General features: G+C 61.7%; 20 protein-coding genes. 10 read left to right on the top strand and 10 right to left on the bottom strand.

Annotated elements, in window-relative coordinates; all coding sequences use genetic code 11:
• Positions 1-196: 196 nt before the first annotated feature.
• Positions 197-1,135, top strand: a complete 939-nt coding sequence (locus MHAR_RS08415) for a nucleoside recognition protein (protein WP_014587191.1) — start codon at positions 197-199, stop codon at positions 1,133-1,135.
• 23 nt (positions 1,136-1,158) lie between these two features.
• Here the strand turns inward: MHAR_RS08415 and MHAR_RS08410 are convergent, their stop codons facing one another.
• Entirely contained in the window at positions 1,159-1,596 is a 438-nt protein-coding gene (locus tag MHAR_RS08410; RefSeq protein WP_048144947.1) for a secondary thiamine-phosphate synthase enzyme YjbQ, read from the bottom strand.
• A 293-nt stretch (positions 1,597-1,889) separates the two neighbouring features.
• Between MHAR_RS08410 and MHAR_RS08405 the strand changes: the two genes are divergently transcribed.
• From MHAR_RS08405 to MHAR_RS08385, 5 genes are all read left to right on the top strand, one after another.
• Entirely contained in the window at positions 1,890-2,714 is an 825-nt protein-coding gene (locus tag MHAR_RS08405; RefSeq protein ID WP_014587189.1) for a hypothetical protein, read from the top strand.
• 177 nt (positions 2,715-2,891) lie between these two features.
• A complete protein-coding gene (locus tag MHAR_RS08400; RefSeq protein ID WP_014587188.1) occupies positions 2,892-3,932 on the top strand; it encodes an ABC transporter substrate-binding protein in 1,041 nt (346 codons plus the stop codon).
• A gap of 25 nt (positions 3,933-3,957) precedes the next feature.
• Complete coding sequence (locus MHAR_RS08395; RefSeq protein ID WP_014587187.1) at positions 3,958-4,944, top strand: asparagine synthase C-terminal domain-containing protein; 987 nt, start codon at positions 3,958-3,960, stop codon at positions 4,942-4,944.
• A 61-nt stretch (positions 4,945-5,005) separates the two neighbouring features.
• Entirely contained in the window at positions 5,006-5,440 is a 435-nt protein-coding gene (locus tag MHAR_RS08390) for a PPC domain-containing DNA-binding protein (protein ID WP_014587186.1), read from the top strand.
• Positions 5,437-8,838 carry a DNA polymerase II large subunit gene (locus MHAR_RS08385; protein WP_014587185.1) on the top strand — a complete coding sequence of 1,134 codons (3,402 nt, stop codon included), beginning with the start codon at positions 5,437-5,439 and terminating at the stop codon, positions 8,836-8,838. The genes MHAR_RS08390 and MHAR_RS08385 overlap by 4 nt, the downstream gene beginning before the upstream one ends.
• A gap of 58 nt (positions 8,839-8,896) precedes the next feature.
• Here the strand turns inward: MHAR_RS08385 and MHAR_RS08380 are convergent, their stop codons facing one another.
• A complete protein-coding gene (locus MHAR_RS08380) occupies positions 8,897-10,486 on the bottom strand; it encodes a C25 family cysteine peptidase (RefSeq protein WP_014587184.1) in 1,590 nt (529 codons plus the stop codon).
• Between the two features lie 339 nt (positions 10,487-10,825).
• Entirely contained in the window at positions 10,826-11,047 is a 222-nt protein-coding gene (locus MHAR_RS13455; RefSeq protein ID WP_143763362.1) for a hypothetical protein, read from the bottom strand.
• Positions 11,048-11,326: 279 nt separating this feature from the next.
• On the opposite strand from MHAR_RS13455, the gene MHAR_RS12995 reads away from it, so the two are divergent.
• From MHAR_RS12995 to MHAR_RS08370, 3 genes are read left to right on the top strand one after another with little or no spacing between them, the layout of a single operon-like run.
• A complete protein-coding gene (locus tag MHAR_RS12995; protein ID WP_187287799.1) occupies positions 11,327-11,746 on the top strand; it encodes a HEPN domain-containing protein in 420 nt (139 codons plus the stop codon).
• Entirely contained in the window at positions 11,743-13,062 is a 1,320-nt protein-coding gene (locus tag MHAR_RS12990) for a KGGVGR-motif variant AAA ATPase (RefSeq protein ID WP_143763361.1), read from the top strand. Before MHAR_RS12995 ends, MHAR_RS12990 begins: the two co-directional genes overlap by 4 nt.
• Positions 13,063-13,073: 11 nt before the next feature.
• The gene (locus MHAR_RS08370; RefSeq protein ID WP_014587181.1) at positions 13,074-14,585 is read left to right on the top strand and encodes a P-loop ATPase, Sll1717 family; all 1,512 of its coding nucleotides are present in this window, start codon (positions 13,074-13,076) and stop codon (positions 14,583-14,585) included.
• Positions 14,586-14,694: 109 nt separating this feature from the next.
• On the opposite strand, the gene MHAR_RS08365 is transcribed toward MHAR_RS08370, so the two are convergent.
• The 7 genes from MHAR_RS08365 to MHAR_RS08335 form a co-directional block, all read right to left on the bottom strand.
• On the bottom strand, positions 14,695-15,042 hold the full coding sequence (locus tag MHAR_RS08365) for a transporter suffix domain-containing protein (RefSeq protein WP_014587180.1): 348 nt from the start codon (positions 15,040-15,042) through the stop codon (positions 14,695-14,697).
• 34 nt (positions 15,043-15,076) lie between these two features.
• Positions 15,077-16,510, bottom strand: coding sequence for an argininosuccinate lyase (argH, locus tag MHAR_RS08360; RefSeq protein WP_014587179.1), 1,434 nt, complete (start codon positions 16,508-16,510; stop codon positions 15,077-15,079).
• 16 nt (positions 16,511-16,526) lie between these two features.
• Positions 16,527-17,702: a bifunctional ornithine acetyltransferase/N-acetylglutamate synthase gene (gene argJ / locus MHAR_RS08355; RefSeq protein WP_014587178.1), complete on the bottom strand. Its 1,176-nt coding sequence runs from the start codon at positions 17,700-17,702 to the stop codon at positions 16,527-16,529.
• Entirely contained in the window at positions 17,689-18,174 is a 486-nt protein-coding gene (locus MHAR_RS08350) for a CBS domain-containing protein (protein ID WP_014587177.1), read from the bottom strand. The genes argJ and MHAR_RS08350 overlap by 14 nt, the downstream gene beginning before the upstream one ends.
• A 50-nt stretch (positions 18,175-18,224) precedes the next feature.
• A complete protein-coding gene (argC, locus tag MHAR_RS08345) occupies positions 18,225-19,250 on the bottom strand; it encodes an N-acetyl-gamma-glutamyl-phosphate reductase (RefSeq protein ID WP_014587176.1) in 1,026 nt (341 codons plus the stop codon).
• A gap of 130 nt (positions 19,251-19,380) precedes the next feature.
• Positions 19,381-20,343 (bottom strand): ADP-ribosylglycohydrolase family protein, encoded by a 963-nt coding sequence (locus MHAR_RS08340; RefSeq protein ID WP_014587175.1) that lies wholly within the window; start codon positions 20,341-20,343, stop codon positions 19,381-19,383.
• Positions 20,344-20,524: 181 nt separating this feature from the next.
• Positions 20,525-21,154 carry an MFS transporter gene (locus tag MHAR_RS08335; RefSeq protein ID WP_014587174.1) on the bottom strand — a complete coding sequence of 210 codons (630 nt, stop codon included), beginning with the start codon at positions 21,152-21,154 and terminating at the stop codon, positions 20,525-20,527.
• An 881-nt stretch (positions 21,155-22,035) separates the two neighbouring features.
• On the opposite strand from MHAR_RS08335, the gene cooS reads away from it, so the two are divergent.
• Positions 22,036-23,913, top strand: a complete 1,878-nt coding sequence (gene cooS, locus MHAR_RS08325; RefSeq protein ID WP_014587172.1) for an anaerobic carbon-monoxide dehydrogenase catalytic subunit — start codon at positions 22,036-22,038, stop codon at positions 23,911-23,913.
• The last annotated feature ends 16 nt before the right edge of the window (positions 23,914-23,929 follow it).

Below are 23,929 nucleotides of genomic sequence, written 5' to 3'. Positions count from 1 at the left end.
CCCCGACGTATCCTCATTTATTTGAGGTTTCAAGATATAAGTAAGTTTTCATATATTGAGAAAGTACGGGAGGCGGACGCGTCCTCCGGGGCGGAGGATTCCGGCTATCCCGAGGAGAGGCCCCGGGGATCCGGCCTCACCCAGGGCCGCAGACCTGGAATAGGTTGATCTATCGGCAGGAAGAGACCTTCGTACGATGATCGATCTCCTCCTCAGGACCCTCGATTTCGCATCCCCCATCCTCGCGATGATAGGGATAGGCCTCTTCGGAGCCGGAGTCCTGACGGAGATGGGGCTGCTCCAGGGCATATCCAGGATCGCAAGCCCCCTCTTCTCCTTCACCAGGCTCCCCGACGCCTGCGCCTCGGCCTTCGTCGTCTCCCTGGGGTCGGCGGTGGCAGCCAACGGGATGGTGGCGAGGTTCCGGGACGAGGGGTGCCTCAACGAGAGGGAGGTGATCCTCTGCGCCATCATGAACAGCATCCCCGTCTACTTCCGGGAGCTCTTCACCTATCAGATACCCATCGTCCTTCCGGCCCTGGGGCTTCTGGTGGGGGGATTCTACGCTTTCGTCTTCATCGTCACCGCCCTCGTCAAGATATCGGCGGTGGTGATCCTCTCCAGGATCCTCCTCGTCGAGAGGAGCTGCCGGGTCCCCGAGCCCATCCGGCAGGAGAAGGTCTCCCTCCGGGAGGCGGTGGCGAGGTCCTTCCGGCGAGAGAGGAGGCTCTTTCTCAAGATCGCCGCGATCTACCTCACCATGACGGCCGCGGTCTTCGCCCTGAGGGACCGGGGGGCCTTCGAGGCCTTCAGCGTCCTCCCCCTGGCAGAGATCTTCGGGATCCCTCCGGAGAGCATCGTGCCGCTGACGACCTACGTCGCAAGCCCCATCGTCGGGATATCCCTCCTGGGGCCGATGATTCATAGCAACGGGATCACCCCGGTCCAGGCGATGATCGTCCTGATGCTGGGGAGCATGTTCATGCTCCCCCTCTTCGCCGCAAGAAGCCTCCTCCCCCGCTACGTCGGGCTCTTCGGTCCGCGGCTGGGGGTCGGGATCGTCCTCTTCTCCACGGGAATGAGCATCCTCGTCAGGCTCTCCATCCTTCTGGCCCTTTTGGCCTTCGGTGGGTGAGATACGGCCGCCCTTCTCCCCGCCTATCCCTCGCCGATGATCTGGACGACGACCCTCCGGTATCGAGGCCTGTTGTCCAGATCGAGGAAGACTATCTGCTGCCAGGTCCCGAGGAGAAGCTTCCCGCCGGCGAAGGGGACGGCGAGGCTTGGGCCGATCACCGAGGCCCGGATGTGGGAGTGGCCGTTTCCGTCCCCCCACCTCTGGTTGTGGGCGTACTCCCCCCCCTCCGGGGCTATCCTCTCCAGGGCGCCCTTCATATCCTCCACGAGCCCCGGCTCGTACTCGATGGTGGTGACCGCCCCGGTGGCGCCGGAGGCGAAGACGACGACCACCCCCGCAGAGAGCCCCGTCCTCTCGACGATGGCGGCGACCTTTCCGGTCAGGTCGGCCATCTCGCCGTTTCCCCGGGTCTGAAAATCGATATGCTCGGTAACGATCAAGGGATATCCTCCGTCCATTGAAGGGATCTGCATCAAGACCGAGAGGCCGCACGCCTCCATCACCACCATCGATCCGATTCTGGCGGCCTTGACGGCCCGCCCCTAGCGCCCGACGGAGCCGATGGATGGAGGTGCCGTTGTTCGGCGGTACAGGAGGCTTTCCGGAGCCCGTCCGCATCACCCCGAAAGTATCTGGGGCTCCCACCCTTGATCAAACTTTGCAGAGGAGGAGCAGGGCCGAAAGGGGTGGGGTTGGTCCGGAAATCCGAGAAAAAAATTTTTGTACCATCGGGAAGATATACATCCCATAGGTGTTCACCTTGAAAGCCTTTGGCCTGAAAGCCCTCCTCCTCCTGACCCTCGCCCTGGGAATGCCGATGGCATCCTCCATCGACCCCCCATCAGGCTCTTCCATATACAGCTCCGAGGACGCCTCTTCCTTCGCCGAGTTCTTCGCGATGGAGCCTCCGGCAGCCTCCGGCGAGGTGGAGAGGTACAGCCTCGTCGGCCGGGAGCCCTCCTCCGTCGCCTTCGGCGGCAGGTCCACGTCCTATTCCGCCTACCAGTCCGCCGGCGGGGGTGCTAACACCCTCTGGATTTTGGGGGCCTCCACCTGGACCCAGCGGGTCGTCGCTCCCCTGGGATCTTACCTCTACCTCCTCGCCTCCTCTGGCGGGGGAAGGGCCGACTTCTACGAGATCCGCCCCGACGGGACGGTCTTATCCAGCTCCCGAACCCTCTATCCGGGACATAATAGGCTCGTCTTCCACGCCGACGCCGTCGGAAGGCACGTCCTCCTCTTCGTCGCCGCCGGCCAGCCGAGCAACGTCGTCATCGTTGACGTCGCCAGAGGAGGCTGGCCTCCGTCGCCGGGGCCGGCCCCCGGCCCAGGGCCGTGGCCGTCTCCAGGATACGCCAGGGTGATCTTCAGCTCCACCTGGCTCAAGGGCTACAGCGTCTTCGTCGACGGCACTTACGTCGGCGGCGACGGCCAGGGCGGCGATCCCTTAGACGGGACCTTCAGCCTGAACGTCCCGGGGGACCGTTACCAGGTCCTGCAGATATCCGCCGGAGGCCGGACCTACTCGGAGCGGGGGACTTTCCTCTCGGGCTACACCTACAGGCTCTCGATATAGCCCGGATCATTCGGGGCGGCCCTCCATCCGCCCCCCCAACGTTTTCCCAACGCCAACGAGGTCCTCCGGCGTTCGACCGGATTAAAACAAACTAACTTGATTTATCCAAAAGATATTTAACCAATTTAGACAAGTCAGCTTTAATTAAATCAATATAACCGACAAAGGTGGACCGATATGCTCAGAACCGCGATGATCCTGCTAACCCTGGCGCTCCTATCGGCGCCGGCCCTATCCCATGACGCCTCAGGCCAGACCCTCACCGTCACCGATGAGGAGGGGAGGGAGGTGACCCTTCCCGCGATCCCCAAGAAGATCATCTCTCTCACCCCGGCGGCGGCGGAGGTGATATACGCCCTCGGCGAGGCAGATCGGCTGGCTGCGGTATCGGAGGACTGCATCAGCCCTCCTGGCCTGATGGCGATGGAGAAGGTGGGAGAGTCCGGCCGGGAGGTGGACCTGGAGAGGGTCATGGAGATCGGCCCCGACCTGGTGATAGCGAAGACCGGGGGGCTCTTCTCGGCAGAGGATGAGGAGCGGCTGAAGGGGTACGGGGTCCCCGTCCTCAGGTATCGGGGGCTTCAGATCGACACCCTCATCCCCATGATCGCCGACCTTGGCCTGATCCTGGGGAGGGAGGAGGAGGCGAGGGAGATGATCGGCTGGGCCAGGGGCTACAGCGACCTCGTCTCTGCCAGGACCGCCGGGATCCCGGAGGAGGAGAGGCCCCGGATCTACTTCATGTCCATGGGCCACTTCGACTGGACCGCCGGCTTCGAGTCGGCGGGGCACGAGAGGATCGTCGAGGCCGGAGGGGAGAACATCGCGGAGGATCTGCCGGGGAAGGTGCCTCACGTCGATATGGAGTGGGTGTTAGAGAGAGACCCGGAGGTAATAGTCTACTCGATCCCCACCTCCCAGTACGCCGGGCCGACCCCGACCCTCCAGGAGATGGCGGATAAGAGGGCGGAGATCATGAGCCTCCCGGCCTTCGACCGTATCGATGCCGTCGAGACCGGAAGGGTCTACGTCGCCGACATAAACATGGCCAGCGGCCTATCCGAGGTCGTGATGATCCTCTACTACGCCAAGTGGTTCCACCCCGACCTCTTCACCGATATCGACCCGCGGGCCGTCTATGAGGAGGTCTATCGGAGATTCTTCGGTATGGAGATCAACGCCGTTCACCAGGTCTATCCCGAGACCGCAATCTTATAAACGGCCCGGGGATAGAGGCTGCTCCATGGTCTCCAACTTGAATCTGCATGGCTGGGTCGAGGTTGATGGGAGGCGGCTCACGGTGCTGGAGGTGGAGAAGATCCTCGAAGAGAGCCCAGCCACCTTATCCGAGTTCGGAGGCGAGTTCTTCCTCTCCTGGGATGGGGGGAAGGCCCGGGACCATTTCGGGATCGTCCCCGGGGACTGTCCCCCCGGGAAGATCGTCTGCGACGGCCGAGTCGTCGGAGTTGTCGATCCGCAGCCGCCGGCTGCGGACCTCCCCAGGGCGATCGAGACCGCCGTCGTTCTGCGAAAAGACGAGGGGGTCGTCGCCCTCTCCGGCGGCGTCGACTCGGCCCTCGTCGCGGCCTTGGCCGGAAGAGAATGCGTCGTTGTGGGGGTCGAGGGTTCTTCCGACCTGAAGAGGGCGAGGCAGGTCTCTGACGCCCTCGATCTACAGCTGGAGGAGGCATTGATCGACCCCGGAAGGATCGAGGAGGCCCTGGCCGCCGTTCTCCCCGTCATTCCCAGCCCCAACCCCGTCGACGCCTCCATCGCCGCCACCCTCTACTTTGTGGCGGAATGGGCCTCTCTCCGCGGCCACGAAAGGATTCTGGCGGGGCAGGGTGCCGACGAGCTCTTCGGCGGCTACGCCCGGTACCTGGAGACGACGACCCTCGCCGCGGATCTGGAGCGGGACTTCTCCGGCCTTCCCCTCCAGCTGGTCCGGGACCAGGCGGTGGCCGGCCTCTTCGGCGTGCGCTTCTCCCTCCCCTACCTGGACGTCCGGGTCGTCAGGGCTGCCATGGCGATCCCCCCCGAGGAGAAGGTCAGAGAAGGCGTCCGGAAACGGCCCCTGCGGGAGGTGGCGGCCCGCCACCTGCCAGGCGAGGTCGCATATAGGGAGAAGAAGGCGATGCAGTACGGGTCTGGGGTGATGCGGGAGGTGAAGAGGCTCGCCCGGAGGAGGGGGCACGGGAAGATGGGGGATTATCTGGACGGGCTGGCATGACCGGCCTCGCACCGCATCCTTTTTGAGGCGAGAACCCCTGGGACTATAGGTGGGGTCGGTCTTGTCTTCAGTCTTTTCGCTATCGCCGGGAAGGCACCTCCTCTGGAGCCCGGATCACGGATCGGAGATAGTCGCCTCCATAATAGACCTGGCCGAGAGGCTGGAGGTGAGGTGCGGGACGGTAGCCGCCATCGGGGCTCTGACGGAAGCGACCCTGGGTTTCTACGACCAGGAGGCCCACGAGTACAGGACGATCGAGATCGAACGCCCCATGGAGATAGCAGGCCTCCTCGGAAATATCTCCATCCGGGACGGGCGGCCCTTCCTCCACGCCCACGCCACCCTGGCGGACTCGAAAGGAGACGTCATGGGCGGCCACCTCACCCGCGGGATGGTCTTCGCCGCCGAGGTCCACCTCCAGGAGCTTTTGGGGACGCCGCCGGTGAGGGTCCACGACCCCAACACCGATCTGTTCCTCTGGAGGAGCGGCGATTGAACTCCACCGAGTACTTCGAGGTGCTGGAGGCGGGGCTCGCTTCCGGTATGGAGGTCGCCGGCAGAGCCCGACGCCAGGGCAAAGATCCCAGCCTCTGGGTGGAGGTGCCGACTGCCGTCGACCTGGCGGAGAGGGTCGAGAAGCTGATCGGGATCGAGGGGATCGCCGCCAGGGTCCGGGAGCTGGAGGCGGAGGGGATGAGCCGGGAGGAGGCGGCCCTCGCCATAGGCTCCGACTTCGCCGCAGGAAGGATCGGGAGCTTCTCGTCGAAGATCGAGGCGATCGACGGCGCCATCAGAACCTCCGTCGCCCTCCTCACTGAGGGGGTGGTGGCAGCCCCCATCGAGGGGATCGCCAAGGTGGACCTGGGGAAGAACGACGACGGGACCGAGTACCTCAAGGTCTACTACGCGGGGCCGATCAGGTCCGCCGGGGGGACGGCCCAGGCCCTCTCCGTCCTCGTCGCCGACTGCGTCCGGCGGGAGGTGGGGATCGACCGGTACAAGCCGAGGCCCGATGAGGTGGAGAGGTACGTCGAGGAGATCGGCCTCTACCGGCGGGTCGCAGGCCTCCAGTACGCTCCATCCGACGACGAGATCAGGACCCTGGTTCGTAACTGTCCGATCTGCATCGAGGGGGAGCCGACGGAGGAGGAGGAGGTCTCGGGGTTCCGGGACCTGGAGAGGATCGAGACGAACCGGATCCGGGGCGGCGTCGCCCTCGTCTCCGCCGAGGGGATCGCCCTCAAGAGGCCGAAGCTGAAGAAGCACGTGACGAAGCTCGCAATCGAGGGCTGGGACTGGCTCGACGAGCTCGCCAGCGGCGGAAAGAAGGATGGTGGCGGCACCAGCGAGAAGTTCCTCCGGGACATCATCGCCGGAAGGCCGGTCTTCAGCCACCCCCACCGCCCCGGGGGGTTTCGGCTGAGGTACGGAAGGAGCCGGAATACCGGCCTTGCAGCCGCCGGCTTCAGCCCTGCGACTATGATCCTCCTCCAGGATTTCCTCGCCGCCGGGACCCAGGTGAAGGTGGAGCTCCCGGGGAAGGCGGCGGCCGTCTCCCCGGTCTCCAGCATCGAGGGGCCGACGGTGAGGCTCAAAAATGGCGACCTCGTCCGGGTCGACTCCGCCGAGGAGGCGGTCCTCCTCCGGGGCGAAGTGGCTAAGATCGTCGACGTCGGGGAGGTCCTGATCAGCTTCGGCGACTTTCTCGAGAACAACAGGACCCTCGCCCCCGGATCCTACTGCTTCGAGTGGTGGGCGGCGGAGCTCGCCGAGGCGGGGGGCGACCCTGCCGGCCTCGAGGCGCCTTCCGGCGAGGAGGCGATAGAGATCTCGAGCCGGTGGAGGGTCCCCCTCCACCCGGCCCACACCCACCTATGGCACGACCTCTCCCCCGAAGGGTACCTCCGGCTGAGGGAGGCCGTCTCCTCCGCCGGGGAGATGGGGGACGGAGCCCTCTCCTTGCCGCTGGCGGTGAAGGAGGAGCTGGAGACCCTCCTGGTCCTCCACAGGGTGAGGGAAGAAAGGTTGATCGTCCCCGACCCTGCCCCCCTCCTCCTCTGCCTCGGGGTCGAGGCCGAGGGGCTGAGGCTCCGGGAGCTTCCCGGAGAGCCGGTTTCAGAGATCCAGGATGAGGGCGCCGACGGAGACGCGATCGTGGGGGGAGAACCGGCACCTCGGACCTCCCTCGACCTGGTGAACCAGGTCGCCGGGATCAGGGTGATGGCGAGGGCCCCCACCAGGGTCGGCTCGAGGATGGGGAGGCCCGAGAAGTCCGACAAGAGGGAGATGAGGCCTCCCCCCCACGTCCTCTTTCCCACCGGCGATGCCGGAGGAAAGAGCCGGTCGGTGGGGGAGTGCGCCAAAAACCACGTCGGAAACGGCAAGGTCGGGATCATCGAGACCTCCATAGGAAAGAGGGGCTGCCCCCAGTGCGGCGCCGAGACCCACGAGTTCCTCTGCCGATGCGGCGCCCACACCCTCCCGAAGAGGAGCTGCCCCGTCTGCCACCAGCCAGGGAAGGAGAAGTGCCCCAGGTGTGGAAGGCCTACGACCGCCGCCGATGAGATGAGGCTCGACGTCAAAGAGCTCTACCACCGGGCTCTAGCGCACCTCCACGAGAGGGAGCCGGAGCTGGTGAGGGGGGTTTTAGGCCTCACCAGCCGGGACAAGACCCCCGAGAGCCTGGAGAAGGGGGTCCTCCGGGCCAAGCACGGGGTCTACATCTTCAAGGACGGGACGGTCAGGTACGACCTCACCGACCTCCCCCTCACCCACTTCCGCCCCCGGGAGGTCCACGCCGACGTCTCCCGCCTCCGGGAGCTCGGATACGCTGAAGACATCTATGGCGAGCCCCTGAGGGACGAAGAGCAGGTCCTGGAGCTCCTCGTCCAGGACGTCATCCTATCCTTCGACGCCGGCGAGTACCTCCTGAAGGTGGCGGCCTTCGTCGACGAGGAGCTGGAGAAGTTCTACGGCCTTGAGAGGTTCTACAACGCCAGGGCCCCCGACGACCTGATCGGATGCCTGCTGGTGGGGCTCGCCCCCCACACCTCCGCCGGCGTCCTCTGCCGTCTCATAGGCTACACAACGGCCTCGGCGGGGTACGGCCACCCCTTCTTCCACGCCGCCAAGAGGAGGAACTGCGACGGGGACGAGGACTGCGTCATGCTCCTCATGGACGCCCTCCTCAACTTCTCGATGTCGTACCTCCCGGAGAAGAGGGGCGGCAAAATGGACGCGCCCCTCGTCATGACCACCAGGCTCGACCCCTCGGAGGTGGACGGGGAGGCCCACAACCTCGACCTCCCCTCCAGGTACCCCCTGGAGTTCTACCGGGCGACGTTGACGGGAGCGTCGCCGAAGGAGGTGGAGGGGCTCATCGACCTCGTCTCGAAGAGGCTGGGGACAGAGGCCCAGTATAGGGGATTCAAGTTTACCCACGACACCTACGACATCGCCGCGGGGCCGAAGAACAGCGCCTACAAGACCCTGGAGACGATGATTGATAAGATGGACGCCCAGCTCGCCCTGGCGAGGTCGATCCGGGCCGTCGACGAGAGGGACGTGGCGACGAGGGTGATCAACTCCCACTTCCTCCCCGACCTCATCGGAAACCTCCGGGCCTTCTCCCGCCAGAAGGTCCGGTGCGTCAAGTGCGGGGCGAAGTTCCGAAGGCCGCTCTTATCCGACGTCTGCCCCAAGTGCGGCGGGCGGGTCATCCTCACCGTCCACGAGGGGAGCGTCAGAAAGTACCTGGAGGTCTCGATGAAGGTCGCCGAGGAGTTCGGGGTCGACGACTACACCAAGCAGAGGCTCGAGCTGATCAAGATGGACATCGACTCCCTCTTCCACAACGACAAGTCGAAGCAGACGGGGCTTGCGGACTTCATGTGAGGGGGGCGAAAGAAGGCCTCTGCCCTTCAAATGAAGTCCGCCTTTAAAAGGTCCAGCCTCACATTATCGCCTTCATGGCCGGCCTTGAAAAGCGAAGCATCTCTCGCGGGTTTCTCTTGAGGGTGGGGTCGCCGTAGATGGAGAGCTGGGCTGCGGCCGGCTTCTCCGAATCGCCCGCCCTCAAGACCGATTCCCGCATCAGCTCGAAGAGGGCGTCTCCGATCCTGTAGGTTCCCTGGGGGCCGGTCCCGGATATGTAATCCGGAAAGAGGGCGGCGAAGTGGCTGGGAGTCCCTTGCTCTGTGTTCCTCGCGACGAAGGCCGCCGCTCCGGCCCGCAGAAACTCCGTTCCGAAGCTCTGACGATCCCGGTAGAGAAGGCCGGTGTTGCAGGAGACGTAGCCGGTTATCACCGGGTGGTTTGTTGCGAGATCCGCGTCCTCGACGTTCTCTACCCTGAATATCGGGACGCGATCGTTGGTGGAGAAGGAGTCGGGGCTTCCGTGGCCCATGAAGACGACGTAGTCGCTGTTCGATATCAGGTCGAAGGTCTCTTCTCTCATGCTACAGCCGTCGCAGACCCCGTAGGGGGGCGTCGCCCGGCAGGGGCCGCAGGAGGCGTCGCCCTCATCGCAGGCGTCGCCGAGGCCGATCGGCGGGGATAGCCAGCATCTGGTGCTGAACCAGACCTCCGGTCTCAGCCCATACCCGCCGGATTCATGGAGGTCGATGGCGGTCTCGAGGGCCGCGACGATCCCCGAGGACTCCGTCGAGAGGTCGGCAAGCCTGCTGACGACGAACCCCTCGTCTACGACCCCGTCTTCGTCGAAGTCGACGTACCAGGCGTCGGTGGGGAGGTACCAGATTCTGCCGTCGATGGTGACGGTGAGGGGCCTCGGGACGACCGCCTCTCCTCCCAGGAGGATTATGTAGGCGGGCCCCGTCTCCTCAGATATCGTCTCCAGGGCATCCCTGATCTCGTGCCAGTCTGTAGGATCGGCCACGCGGGCGCCGTAATCCCTCAAGCATTGCGAAGAGTCGAGGACGATGTACCTTGCATCAAGCCCGTCGGTCCGGTCGACCGTCTCGATGTACCCGTCCACGGCGTCTTCGAGGGCTGCCGTATCCCTCAAGAGGCTGGTCGTGACGAGGAGGACGTACCGGGGCCGGGGCTCCATCCCGACGTCGATCACCCTCATGCTCTCGCTGGTGACGGTGATCTCCCGGACGATCCCGCCCGCCCCACGGACTCTTTTAGTGTAGGGGGCGCGGACGCTGACGAGCTCGGGGCTGCTCGACTCCATGATGTAGTCCCTGTGGGCCGTTATGTACGAGTAGCTCCCCTCCGGGACCGCCACCCGAAAGCTCCCGGAGCTGCCGGTGGTCGCCGTCCAGGAGCGCCGATCGTCGCCTCGGAGAAAGGTGACGGCGACGCCCGGGATCGGGTCACCGGTCTCCTCGTCCGTGACCCTCCCCTCGAAGGCGCACGGGTAGATTACGGCTCTGGCGTCGGCGGTCCTCGACGGCACGGCGACGGCCAGCTCCGAGGTGGTCTTATCGAAGGATGCAGGCGCTCCGGCGGCCGTGAAAACCGTCAGCGATAAAAGGAACGCCACGAGAGCGAGAAGATGAGCCGAACTTTTTTTCATCAGAGTCAAACCCCCGAGAGATGAGGAGCCCAGCCTTTATGCTCGGCTTCGGCTCTCATCTGCTCGAATATCTCTTGAGACCAAGATATTAACAGTTTTTCGTGATGGAGGGGGGCGGTCTCACAAGGCGGATCGTCGGACCACCTCATCCCCTCCCGCCGAACCACCACCCTGGATCGATCGCCACCGACTCCCCGCCCATCGTACGAACAATCCCAGCCATGGATAAGGTACCAGATCTAGATAGACACCTCGGCGGATATTTCCAGGAGGGTTGAGGACGACCTAGTCTTATCTTATCGTGTAGCAGAAATGTTTGGGAAAATGCCCCTGCGCCCCTCAGGGTGCTAGGCACGATCCCATCCCGTCACAGCCGAAGCAAGGCAGCTGCTCGCACGTCGCGACGTCCGGCTGATAGCCGGCGTGGTAAAACTGCCAGTTCGGCGGCTGCCATATCCCGCATCCCGTCGGGCCGCATTCGTCTTCGACGACCCCGACGTCTATGACGCATGTGGCGTGGACCGGCTGGATGACGGTCCCGTCGACGGACCTGTCGTCCACCTCGCCAGTGTTGGTGAACCTGCCTTCGCCAGGGGCAAGAGCCGAGAACTCGACCGTCGCCGTTTCGATGTGATAAGCAAGTAGAGCCCCATTTCTGATAAATATAAACCAAATGGAGAGCTAGATTTAAGTGCCGCTGATGGATTTGAGCGAAAGTCTTTTCGTTCTTGTTACATCATCTTTAGAAAGAAAGATAAATATGCAATTAGAAGGTGTACAACTCTGTAAGCAACGATAAGGAAATATTAAAATAAAAGGAGTGGCAAGATTATGTCTAAGATGAAGCAAAGCACGGGGGAGGATTATCCAGAAGCGGCTAAAAAACATCTTCGTGATGCTAAAGAACTCCTGAAAAGAAGTCGTTATGATGGTGCAGCATACTTGTCAGGTTATGTTGTAGAATGTACTCTTAAGACCATGATACAAGTGGAAATTGGATCTCCAAAAAGAACACACAAGCTAAGTGATTTAAAGGGAAATGTGTTATCATTGGCTGCACTGTCAGGTGCAAAAACTGCTAGATACGCACTCCCCAAGGGACATTGGCAATTGTTATCTTCCAGAAGTGGGTGGAATACTTTAATACGATATTCTCCAGCCGGAAGCATCTCACAAGCTAAATCGAAGGAGTGGCTGAAAGAGGCAGATACGATTTATAATTCAGTAGTGGTTCCTATGCGTCTAGACGGGGTGATATGATGGGAAAACATATGGACGAGGCACGCCAGTCAACTATTAATTATCTCCGGAGTTTGATAGACGAAGTAAAACCCATTGAACGGGTAGTTTTGATTGATGACATCTTTGGATTGCTCAGAGTTGTTTTATGGCTCAAAACTGATGACAAAGATGAGCTACGCAAGAGGATAAATGAGGAACTTAAGGAAAAAGCGTCTCCGTATTGGAGCGAAGAGATTTATTTTGCACCTTCTGAGGACGAAGTGGAGGAATTATTTTATGAACGGGCATGGAACGAAGGCTTAAATGACGATTCTAGCGAAAGTCTGCGCATCGTAGATCGGTACAGAAGCCATGGCTCGTGGCTGCAAAGTACAGTTAAATCTCCTTGGAAAGTAACTGGGAAGAGAGGAGGTCCACCTATTATAGTATTCTACTCATTCAAAGGAGGGGTGGGTAGAAGCACAGCGCTTTCATCTTTTGCGATTCAAAGAACCAGAATGGGTGAGAAAGTAACAGTAATAGATTTTGACTTAGATGCCCCTGGAATAGGCGTTCTTCTCGCAGCTGACAGCAAGGGGACTACAGCGCCTTGGGGCGTTCTAGACTACATGTTAGAGCGGCCCTATGGTAAAGTTGTTTTAGGGGACTATGTCCATGCCTGTAGAAGAGAGGAGGTTACCGGTTCTGGTGAAATAAAGGTTATTCCAGCGGGGCAAATGGATGAACGTTATCCATCGAAGTTATCAAGGATCGACTTTGAGATACCCCAAAATGGCCAAAAATTGCATCCATTTATTCTATTGCTTAATCAGATTCGTGATGAGCTGAAACCTGATTGGCTACTTATAGACGCAAGGGCCGGTTTATCCGAAGCTGCCGGACTCCTCTTAGGTGGATTAGCTCATATGTATGTTGTTTTCGGCACGTCTTCTGAACAGAGCTGGCAGGGGATTAGGTTAATTCTTCGGCGGTTGGGATATCAGAGGGTGCTAGAAGGTGAAAGCCAGTTGGAGTGTCTTCTTGTGCAGGCTATGATTACTGATGTTAGCGAGGTCGCAAAGAGTGCCATTGAAAGTTTCAAGGATAGAGCGAGAGACGAATTCGCGCAATATTACTATTCAGCAGATCCAGAGAATGAAGAGGATGAAGAAGATAAAGATTTTTGGTACGTAAGAGACTCAGATGATGAATATGCACCTCATGTTCCTGTAGCCATACGTTACCAGCAGTTCCTCGCCCACTTTGATGTGATCGACGATGTTGCGGACCGGCTGACAGAATCCCCAGGTTATCCAGATCTTGCAGAACGAATAACCAGTAGGTTCGGCAAATAGGTGTGTTGGTAATGCCCACGAAACAGAACACAACCCAGCTTATTGCAGATTTATCCCAAATAATGGTTGCTTGGGCGGAATGGGAAGACGAAGGCAAGTTTCGTAAGACATTTTATCCTGTACCTGAGCATATCAGGGCTTTTGATCCAAGTGTTATTTTGGTTATTGGACCACGTGGCTCAGGCAAATCCGAGCTTTTTCGTGCTGTGATTAAACTTGATCTGATGCCAGCAATTCAGAGATGCTTGCCTGATGCGAGACTACCATTTAAGGAGATGGACCGCATTACATGGATTGCGGCTTATCCTGCCGAAAGTCACTTTCCAGGGACCCTAGAACTTGAGAGATTTCTTATTGATGATAATCCTGATCCAGAACGACCGCCGATGGAGATCTGGTTTGCCTATCTGGTTAGATTCCTCTGGGATCACCTGAGTCAAGAAGATCAGAAATCATTAGAGATTCTCAAAGACATTGACGGCGGAGACATAGATAAAATATATAGCGTCTTTAAGTCCCTTAAGAATGCTCCTAGTCTAGCGTTGGATCATCTAGATGCTAAACTTGAGCGTGAAGACCGATACATCTTCGTAGGCTATGATGAACTGGAAACGTTAGGCGCCAAAAATTGGGTGGCGATGAGCAGTGCCATACGTGGTCTGGTCGCATTTTGGGCGGACTATACACGTAGGTGGCACAGACTTCGGGCCAAGATATTTCTCAGGACGGATCTCTTTCAGCGGTACGCCATAGAGGGCGGACCTGATCTTGCGAAGCTGGCAGCTAATCGGGTTGAACTACACTGGAACGATAAAAACCTTTATGCCATGCTCTTGAAGCGCATTGCCAACGGCAGCGAGGATCTATGGCAGTATGTAAAAACTTCACGCGGAATTAAGTTCTTTGACGATCCCATCCTTGGACACGTACCATATCCTGTCACGGAAGAGGATATTAGGCCATTGATTAAAAAGATGGCCGGGGAGTTCATGGGAGCTACGATAAAAAAGGGATACACTCACCTCTGGATCTTAAATCACATAAGAGACGGGCGAGGACAGGCTCTCCCCAGACCTCTTGTCCGTCTGCTAGCTGTAGCTGCAGATACCCAAAAGAACTCACCACGTAACCTAAAGTGGCCAAGGCTCGTGGATCATATATCTTTAAGAAGGGCTCTAGACCGAGTATCTGAAGAACATGTGACGCATTCTAAGGATGAATGGCCTTGGTTGCTGGACCTCAAAACATCTGTGAAGGGCCAACAAGTACCCTTGGTTAGAAAAGAGTTTGAGGAAATTCTGGAGAAAACTCTGTTTTACAAAGGAAATACTCTGCAGAAAATACAATTTGAAAGCGAAAAATCTCTGCAGAAAGCGCTCCCAGCCAACAATGCTCATGAGATGATAGATTATCTGGTTGAGGTAGGTATCTTCAGGGAGCGCACGAGAGAGAGAATAGACGTGCCAGATTTATTTCTTTCCGGGCTGGGATTGAAGCGCAAGGGTGGGGTTAGGAAGAAATAATTCATATAAAAGGCACATATCTCGATGTTTGCATTACATCAACATCATGAGTGCTCACTGGGGCAACTCCACAGATCTCAGCCCGACCGCGCTCATCGCTCTGCCACCCTCATCCCCTCCCCCGGATCCACCTCCGCGGATCGAGCCTCCCCCGCCACCGGGCGACGACCTCGCGGCCGAGGATGAAGCCTCCTACCCAGAAGGACGCCTCCCCGGATATCACGAGAAGGGACGAGAGGGCGACCTTTCCCGAGGTGGATAGGGGCGCCGAAGGGACGAGGAGGAGGCAGCCGTAGAGGATAAAGGATAGGAGGACGAGGCCGAAGCCGAGGCTCCGCCGCCACCCGCCTCCGCCTCTGAGAAAGCCGATCAGGCCGCCCTCCGGCGGAGAAGGAGCCGCCGAGGGGCCGCATGGTCCGTCCTCCGCCGGAGGCGGTCCGCTCCAAGCCGTCGTCATATCATCAACCTTTGCCGCCCTCAGATCGAGGCCGTCACCTCATCTCCCGCAGGGCAGCGAGGGCAGAATCGACCCTTCCCCTCATCTCCTCGACGAGGCGGCCGTTCTCCTCGATCCTCCTCCTCCGGTCGGCGGCCATCCTCTTCGTCTCCTCCGGCGCAGGGCCCCCGATCCTCGACCGGACGGCCACGTTCCTCCTCGGGTCGAGGGCGGCCGCAAGCTCCTCCTCGCCGAAGCCCCGCTCGCTCGGCCTGAATTTTGCGATCCTCTCCGCCGCCTCGTCCAGATCTTCTATCGCCGGCGTTCCGCCCTTCGCCGCCAGGGCGCCGACGATCTGGTGGGCGGTCCGAAAGGGGATCTTCGTCTTGCGGACCAACGAGTCGGCGATCTCCGTCGCCGTCGAAAAGCCGGCCCCGGAGGCGGCCTCAAGCCGCTCTTTATTGAACTTCGCCGACGAGACGGCCCCCGTCAGGATTCGCACGGCTCCCCTGGTCGTCGAGATCCCGCGCCAGAGGTTCGGGGTTGCCTCCTGCAGGTCCCGGTTGTAGCTCATGGGCAGCGCCTTGACGATGGCGAGGGCGGCGACGAGGGACCCAAAGACGGTGCCGGTCTTCCCCCGGATGAGCTCTGCGGTGTCGGGGTTCTTCTTCTGGGGCATGATGGAGGAGGTCGATGTGAAGAGGTCATCGAGCTCCAGGTAGCCGAACTCCGACGTCGACCACAGGATCAGCTCCTCGGCGAGGCGGCTCGCGTTCACCATCAGGATGGCGGAGGCGGATAAGGCCTCCAGGAGAAAGTCCCTCGTCGATACGGCGTCCATGCTGTTCTCGACGAGCCCCTCGAAGCCTAGGAGCTCGGCGGTCCTCTTCCTGTCGATATCAAACCCAGTGGAGGCGAAGGCTGCGGCGCCCAGGGGCGACCTGTTCACCCGCTGGCAAGAGTCCTGCAGCCGGTCGAAGTCCCGCAAAAGAGCGTCGGCGTGGGCGAGGAGGTGGTGGGCGAGGGTCGTCGGCTGGGCGTGCTGGAGGTGGGTGAACCCCGGAATTACTGTATCGGCGTTCTCGGCGGCCCTCTCGACGAGGGCTTCTGCTAGATCGTTCACCTCGGCCATGAGGCCGAGGAGCTCGCCCCGGAGGACGATCCGGATGCAGGTCGCCACCTCGTCGTTTCGAGACCTGCCGGTGTGCATCCTCCCGCCGACGGCCCCGACCCTCGCGATCAGCTCCGCCTCTATCGCCTCGTGGACGTCCTCGCCCTCCCCGAGCTCCGCCAGCTCGATCCCGTCGAGGGCGGCGACGATCGCCGAAAACTCCTCGGCGGCGATGAGCCCCCGCTCCTTCAGCATCGCCAGGTGGGCCCTGTCCACCAGGAGGTCCGCCTCGAAGATCTGCCGGTCCGCATCCCTGGAGGAGATGAACTCCAGGACGTCCCCGGAGATCTCGCCGAGCCTCTCTCCTCTCAAAAGCATGATTCCATCCTCAAACTCAGGTTGTATAATCTGCGTTGATCTTGACGTAGTCGTAAGAGAGATCGCAGCCGAAGGCCCGGGCGGTGGCGTCGCCGAGGCCGAGGTCGAGTTTGATCAGAAGCTCCTCGGATTTCATGACCTCCTCCGCCTCCGAGAGGACACCGTCGACGATCTTCCCCCGCCGGACCAGGAATACCTCTTCATCCCGATCAGCAGCGGATATGGAAAGGGTGATCCTCTCCGGATCGACCTCGGCTCCGGACCTCCCGGCGGCGGCCACGATCCTCCCCCAGTTGGGGTCGTTTCCGAAGATGGCGGTCTTGACGAGGCTGCTTCTCATCACCGTCTTTGCGGCGAGGCGGGCGTCCTCCCTTTCCCTCGCCCCGGTGACGACCATCTCCACGAGCTTCGTCGCCCCCTCACCGTCCTTTGCCATCATCTTCGCCAGCTCTACGGAGACGTAATTGAGGGCCTCCCGGAAGTCGTCTACATCGGCTCCGACCTTCCCCGTCGCCGTCACCAAGACCAGGTCGTTGGTGCTGGTGTCCCCGTCGACGATCAGCATGTTGAAGCTCTCATCGACCGCTCCAAGGAGGCACTCCCGGAGCTCCTCCGGCGAGATCCTGGCGTCGGTGTAGATGAAGGAGAGCATCGTCGCCATGTTGGGCTCGATCATCCCGGCGCCCTTGGTGATCCCCGCCACCCTGAACCCGGCGTGCTCGACGGCGATCTCTTTTACAGCAGTATCCGTCGTCATGATCGCCCGGGCCGCCTCCTCGCTCGCTCCGGGGTCGGACCGGAGCCTCTCCTTCGCCTCTTCGAAGAGCCCGGCGATCACCTCCCTATCGAGGTACCTCCCTATCACCCCCGTCGAGGCGACGCCGACCCGATCCGCCCCGACCCCCAGGTGGCCTGCCAGAAGATCCGCCATCCACCGGGCGTCCTCAACCCCCCGGGGGCCGGTGTAGGCGTTGGCGCAGCCGCTGTTTGCGATCACCCCCTCGAGATGCCCCCCAGAGGCGAGGAGGCTCTCAGAGGTGACGTCCAGGGGCGCAGCCCTGATCCTGTTCGTCGTGAAGGCCCCGGCGGCAGGGCCTGAGGCGGCGATGAGGGCGACGCCGTACTTCCCCCGCTTGACCCCGGAGGCTCTGACGCCCTCGACGGCGCATATCCCTCCCTCAATCCTCTTCAACTTCCTCCGCCTCCATCCCGAGACCTGCTATGATGTCGCCCCTCGTCACTATCCCCACCAGCTTCCCCTCTTCCAGGACCGGGAGGCGGTTGATCCTGTGGCGGACCATCATCGACGCCGCCCTCTCGATCGAGTCCTCGGGGCTGACGGTGAAGACCTTCTTGGTCATCACCTCGGATACCCGCGTCATCCCCGCCTCCTCGGCCCCGGCCTGGAGCTTCTCCCACCGTATCAGGTCGCGGATCGGCACCTCCAGGACCTCCAGGGGGCTGGGGAGCCAGAGCCCCCCCTCCCTCTCGACAGAGAGCATCCGGAGAAGGTCCGACTCGGAGACGACCCCCGCCAGCCGGTCCCCCTCCAGCACCGGCATCCCGCTGATCTCGTTTGTCCTAAGAAGCCTGACGGCGTCGCTGACGGCCTCCGTCGCCTGGATGGCCACCGGCTCGGAGTTCATCACGTCTCTGATCTTCATGCTCCTCCACCTCAGAGCTCTCTATTTATTTACCCTTTCAGTCCCGCCCTTCAGGGCGCTCCGCCCGGGAGCCAGAGCCCCTCCGTCTCGGCGATCCCCATCATCAGGTTCATGTTCTGGATCGCCTGGCCGGAGGCCCCCTTCACCAGGTTGTCTATCGCCGATACGACGACGATCCGATCCCCGGAGCCGTCCACCTCGAAGCCGATGTCGCAGAAGTTCGACCCCCGGACCGCTCCGAGGGAGGGGACGCCGGGAACGAGCCGGATGAAGGGCGAGTCCCGGTAGAAATCCCGGTAGATCTTTGATATCTCGTCCCTGTCGGGGATCGAGCCTATGAACTCGTCCTTCACCAGGAGGTGGGCCGTCGTCAGGATCCCCCGGATGGCGGGGACGACGTGGGGGGTGAAGCTGACCCTGATCCCGGGGGAGAGGCGGGATAGCTCCTGATCTACCTCGGCTCTGTGCCGGTGGGTGGTGAGCTTGTAGGCGATGACGTTCTCTGCCATGTTCGGGTAGTGGCTCGTCTCGGAGGGGGCGTTACCAGCCCCGGAGATCCCGGACTTGGAGTCGAAGACGACCCTCTCGGCGAGGCCGGCTCCGACGAGGGGAGCCACCGAGAGGCTCGCCCCCGTGGGGTAGCATCCGGGGTTTGCGACGAACCCGGCGCCTCGGACCTCTGGGTGGAGCTCCGGCATCCCGAAGACCGCCTCCCGGAAGGCCCGGTGCTTCATCCCGTAGGTCCTCTCGAAGACCTCCAGGGGGAGCCTGTAGTCGGCGGATAGGTCGACGACCTTAGCCCCAGCATCGAGGAGATCGGGGACCCAGTCCATCGCCGTCCCGTGGGGGACGGCGGTGAAGACGACGTCGCACCTCTCGGCGACCTCGGATGCCGAGGGCGATTCGAAGTTGAGGGAGGATATCCCCCGCAGATGGGGGTGGACATCCCCCACGGGCCTTCCCTCCAGCTTTCTGGAGGTGATGCAGACCGCCTCAGCCCCGGGGTGGAGGCTCAGGAGGCGGAGGAGCTCTCCGCCGGTGTAGCCGGACCCTCCGACTATTCCTACCTTGATCATGGGTGATGGCGAGTACGGGCTGGCATAAAAACGACACGCTGGCGTCGAGAAAGGGTCCGGCCCCCCGGTGGGGAGAAGATGTTGGCAGAGGAAGGACGGGGCCGGGGGGTGGGCTAAGAAGAGGATTTCTTCATCGAAGGCCGGGGCAGACCCGGCCGGCGAGGATGGCGAGGTCCGCGGCCACGCACTCGATCCTCTCCCGATCCTCGAGCCGGGAGAGCCACCTCTCCGGGATCCATTCTGACCCCCGGGCCGCCCCCGCCAGGGCCCCGGCGATGGAGGCGATGGTATCGGTGTCGCCGCCAGCGGAGGCGGCGGCTATCAGCGCCTCCTCCGGCTCGAATCCGATGTAGCAGAAGAAGGCGGCGGGGACCGTCTCCCCCACCATCGGGGACGTCCCGATCTCCGCCAGCGCCTCCGGCGGATCGAGGTCCAGAAGCTCCTTCGCCAAGAGAAGCCTCCTGCCGAACTCCCGATCGACCCTCTCGGAGGCGGAGGCGGCCATCTCCAGAACCCTGAGGGGGGCGAAGCCGAGGATGGAGAGGGCGACCCCCACGGCGACGGCAACCGACCCCGCCCTCGCTGCCGCAGAAGAGTGAGTCGGAAGGCTTTGGAGGTCGGCGTACCTGGCGACGAGGTCGAGGCTGCAGTGGTAGACGAGGCCTATCGGCGCCGCCCTCATCGCCGAGCCGCAGGTCGGGGTCGCCACCCCCGCCTCCCGCCAGGCCATACCTCCCAGGAGCTCCTGGATCGCCGTCTTGCTCGTCCAGCCGACCCCCCGATTCATCCTCGGATCGGCGGTCCAGCACCGGCCCCAGGAGGCGAGCCTCTTAGCGAACCGCTCGACGTCGAAGGATCCGGCCTCGATGAGGGTCTCCGCCAGAATGAGGGTCTGCTCAGTGTCGTCGGTGTACTGCCCCGGAGAGAGGCCGGAGTGGAAGTGGTCGGCGGCGGGGGCGATCATATCCCGGACCTCGCCGGGCCCCGCCCGGATCTCCTCGGCGGTCATCCCCTCGACGGGCATCCCCAGGGCGTCGCCGACGGCGAGGCCGAGGAGGGAGCCGCAAAACCGGTCCAAGAGCTCTCCTGCCATGGCGGAGAGAAGGCGGCTCCGGGACTAAATAGTCATCGAAAACGGGCCCCTTAGGGCGGTAAAGGACCTCGAGGAGGGGAAGAGGGGGAAGAGAAGGAGAGGGGGGTGGAGGAGAGGAAGGTAGCAAGGGAGGGAAGGGGACGAAGGGCGAAGGGGGGAGGGAAGGGCTTGAGACAAACCATCACTCCGGAGTCGTCCGGTCTAGCCTCAACCTCCTCCTTCCATCCGTCGATGGCGCTGGACCTCTCCACTCGGGGGGGCTCTCGCGGTCTAGGAATAGGAGGATTCCGCACCCTACAAGGCACATCAGCCCGGTGAGGACGAAGGTGGCGGCGAAGCCCGCCACGCTGGCGATGGCGGCGCCCGCGGCGGCGGTGGCGGCGGTCCCCAGGCCCGTGGAGGTGGAATACATCGACCACTCGAAGCCCTCGCTCCCCGGGTTCAGGTTCCGGCTCCAGAGGCAGACCCAGGTGGGGTATGCAAGGCCGCTTCCTATGCCGTAGAGGACCTCCGCCAGGTAGACCTGGTATATGTGGTCTATGAAGATGTACATCACCGGGACGATGGCGATGAGGACCGTTCCCAGGATAAGCCATCTGGTCTTCTTCACGCTACCGTCGACGTACCGGGCGAAGGGGAGCTGGACGAGGGACTTGGTCACCAGGAAGAGGGTGCTCGCCACCCCCGCGGTGAAGATCGTCCCCCCGACCACCCCCTCGTTTATGAAGATCGCCAGGATCGGCTGGATGAGGCCGAAGCCGGTGAGGACGAAGATGTCCGATATCATGAGGAGCTTTATGGTGCGATTCATATTTTTCACCTCCTATTTTTCAATGCGAACTTTGAGTATAATCTACAGAAGGCGGTGCCCCAAGATCTCAGAGAGGACCTGATCGGAGAGAAGGCCAGATCCGATGGAACGCCGGAACAGCTTTGGGTGGCGATGGGTTCTGAGATCGAGGAAGATATGAGCAGAGCTAAAAGAGCTCAAAAATGGCGCACTACAAGCCGGAGCGGAGGCTTATACAGCGGAGGATCGCCTCGTCGAGCGTCATCATGAAGTGGGGACGAAGGGGTTGCATATATAGATTTCTCTCCATCGAAAAGGAATTATCGGCGGATATATTCGGCTCCGGGATAGGTATATTCTCGTGGGGTCAGCCCTTTTCAGCCGATCGCCGCCATTAATCCAGCAATATAAGGGATATCCTAGGATGGGTTCTCCCAAACTCCCCAAGAGCCCATGGCGAGGGCGCTCGCCGCCTCTGGAGGTCAGCCAGCCGAGGAGATCCCAGCTCCTCGGCCCTGAGCTTAAAAATGCTGGGACGGAGAGGGATGGAGCAATTTTATATTTGGAGGATGGTCTCCCATCCTGGAGGGTTCGGTTCTGGCAGATAAATCTCCCCCTCTGATAAAAGGAAGATCGGGATAGGTCGAGGCCTACTTGCGAGCCGGAGGGGCCGGGCTATGCCGCCGCCTCCCCTGGAGAGGCTGAAGGCCGCCGGGAGGTGTAAAAAGTCAAGCCCCAAAACATAAAAATTACACTAAACACCTGAAAGCAAGTTATTTTACATCACATTAAAAAGATATACACCTGTTTAAACAACATAAATTCGGAAAAAGCTAAATAGATGATAGTGATAACTTTTGTCATATCACTTCGAATTTGGAACGATAAGAGAGGTCACAAATATGGGTAAGAACGTCAGCGAGAGGAGCATAGATCCCGCCACCCGGGCGATGCTCCTGGAGGCCGACCGGGCGGGGATCGAGACCGCCTGGGACCGTTTCGATAAGCAGCAGCCCCAGTGCGGCTTCGGCATCCTAGGGGTCTGCTGCCGCAACTGCAACATGGGGCCCTGCCGGATCGACCCCTTCGGCGAGGGGGCGGATCGAGGGGTCTGCGGCGCCACCGCCGACATCATCGTCGCCCGAAACCTCCTCCGGATGATCGCCGCCGGGGCGGCGGCCCACTCCGACCACGCCCGGGACGCCGTCCTCGCCTTCAAGAAGATGGCGGAGGGCGAAGCTGAGGGCTACCAGATCAAGGACGGGGCGAAGATGAACGCCCTGGCAGCCGAGTACGGCATCTCCCCGGAGGGTCGGAGCCCTGAGGAGGTGGCGCTGGAGCTCGCCAACGTCCTCCTCTCCGAATTCGGAAAGCAGGAGGGACCGATCACGTTCACCAGGCGGGCCCCCGCCAAGAGGCAGTCGGTCTGGGAGAAGGCCGGGATCGACCCCCGGGGGGTCGACCGGGAGATCGTCGAGTGCATGCACAGAACCCACATCGGCGTCGACAACGATCCGGTCCACCTCCTCCTCCACGGCCTCAGAACGAGCATCTCCGACGGCTGGGGCGGATCGATGATCGCCACCGACGTCCAGGACGTCCTCTTCGGAACCCCAACACCGGTCATGTCGGAGTCGAACCTGGGGGTCCTGAAGTCGGACGAGGTGAACATCATCGTCCACGGCCACGAGCCGATCCTCTCGGAGATGATCGTCGCCGCCGCCGAGGACCCCGAGATGGTCGCCCTCGCAATAGAGATGGGGGCGAAGGGGATCAGCGTATCCGGGATCTGCTGCACAGGAAACGAGGTTCTGATGCGCCACGGGATTCCGACGGCAGGAAACTTCCTCCAGCAGGAGCTGGCCGTCATCACCGGCGCCGTCGAGGCGATGGTGGTGGACGTCCAGTGCATCATGCCAGCCCTCGGAAACCTCGCCGGCTGCTACCACACCAAATTCATCTCCACCTCCCCGAAGGCCGACTTCCCCGGGACCCTCCGGATGGAGTACCACGAGGAGAAGGCCCTGGAGACGGCGCGGGAGATCGTCCGGGCCGCCGTCGAGAACTACCCGAACCGCGACCCCGGGAGGGTGAACATCCCCAGGGAGAAGAGCGGCTGCATGGTCGGCTTCAGCGCTGAGGCGATCCTGGGGGCCCTCGGCGGAACGCCCCAGCCCCTCGTCGACGCCATCGTCTCCGGTTCGATCAAGGGCGTCGGAGCCGTCGTCGGCTGCAACAACCCCAAGGTCCAGCACGACTTCGGCCACGTAAACCTGGTCCGGGAGCTGATCAGAAACGACGTCCTCGTCGTCACCACCGGCTGCAACGCCATCGCCTGCGCCAAGGCCGGCCTCCTCCTCCCCGAGGCGGCGAAGGAGGCGGGTCCGGGCCTGAGGCCCATCTGCGAGGCCCTCGGCGTTCCGCCGGTCCTCCACATGGGCTCCTGCGTCGACATCAGCCGGATCCTCGTCCTGGCGGCGGCCCTGGCAAACCACCTCGGAGTTGACATCAGCGACCTACCGGCGGCGGGGGCCGCCCCGGAGTGGATGAGCGAGAAGGCGGTGAGCATCGGGGCTTACGTCATAGCCTCCGGGGTCTATACCGTCCTGGGGACGGTCCCGCCGGTCCTCGGTAGCCCCGAGGTGACGAGCGTCCTGACGAAGGGGGTGGAGGGGGTCGTAGGCGCCTCCTTCGCCGTCGAGCCGGACCCCTTCAAGGCCGCTAAATTGATGATCGCCAAGATCGAGGAGAAGAGGGAGGGGCTGGGGCTCTCCGCCTAGCCCCGATCCCCCACCA

This window comes from Methanothrix harundinacea 6Ac (assembly GCF_000235565.1).
Taxonomy (GTDB): domain Archaea; phylum Halobacteriota; class Methanosarcinia; order Methanotrichales; family Methanotrichaceae; genus Methanocrinis; species Methanocrinis harundinaceus.
This window is presented reverse-complemented; position numbering and strand designations above follow the sequence as displayed.

What these genes read in the sequence shown, in the direction of transcription:
- MHAR_RS08365 (WP_014587180.1), bottom strand. Translation starts at nt 15,042, where the DNA reads ATGACGACGGCTTGGAGCGGACCGCCTCCGGCGGAGGACGGACCATGC.
- MHAR_RS08335 (WP_014587174.1), bottom strand. Translation starts at nt 21,154, where the DNA reads ATGAATCGCACCATAAAGCTCCTCATGATATCGGACATCTTCGTCCTC.
- argH (WP_014587179.1), bottom strand. Translation starts at nt 16,510, where the DNA reads ATGCTTTTGAGAGGAGAGAGGCTCGGCGAGATCTCCGGGGACGTCCTG.
- MHAR_RS08380 (WP_014587184.1), bottom strand. Translation starts at nt 10,486, where the DNA reads ATGAAAAAAAGTTCGGCTCATCTTCTCGCTCTCGTGGCGTTCCTTTTA.
- MHAR_RS08370 (WP_014587181.1), top strand. Translation starts at nt 13,074, where the DNA reads ATGCCCACGAAACAGAACACAACCCAGCTTATTGCAGATTTATCCCAA.
- argC (WP_014587176.1), bottom strand. Translation starts at nt 19,250, where the DNA reads ATGATCAAGGTAGGAATAGTCGGAGGGTCCGGCTACACCGGCGGAGAG.
- MHAR_RS08350 (WP_014587177.1), bottom strand. Translation starts at nt 18,174, where the DNA reads ATGAAGATCAGAGACGTGATGAACTCCGAGCCGGTGGCCATCCAGGCG.
- cooS (WP_014587172.1), top strand. Translation starts at nt 22,036, where the DNA reads ATGGGTAAGAACGTCAGCGAGAGGAGCATAGATCCCGCCACCCGGGCG.
- MHAR_RS08410 (WP_048144947.1), bottom strand. Translation starts at nt 1,596, where the DNA reads ATGGACGGAGGATATCCCTTGATCGTTACCGAGCATATCGATTTTCAG.
- MHAR_RS08415 (WP_014587191.1), top strand. Translation starts at nt 197, where the DNA reads ATGATCGATCTCCTCCTCAGGACCCTCGATTTCGCATCCCCCATCCTC.
- MHAR_RS12990 (WP_143763361.1), top strand. Translation starts at nt 11,743, where the DNA reads ATGATGGGAAAACATATGGACGAGGCACGCCAGTCAACTATTAATTAT.
- MHAR_RS08340 (WP_014587175.1), bottom strand. Translation starts at nt 20,343, where the DNA reads ATGGCAGGAGAGCTCTTGGACCGGTTTTGCGGCTCCCTCCTCGGCCTC.
- MHAR_RS08395 (WP_014587187.1), top strand. Translation starts at nt 3,958, where the DNA reads ATGGTCTCCAACTTGAATCTGCATGGCTGGGTCGAGGTTGATGGGAGG.
- MHAR_RS12995 (WP_187287799.1), top strand. Translation starts at nt 11,327, where the DNA reads ATGAAGCAAAGCACGGGGGAGGATTATCCAGAAGCGGCTAAAAAACAT.
- MHAR_RS08400 (WP_014587188.1), top strand. Translation starts at nt 2,892, where the DNA reads ATGCTCAGAACCGCGATGATCCTGCTAACCCTGGCGCTCCTATCGGCG.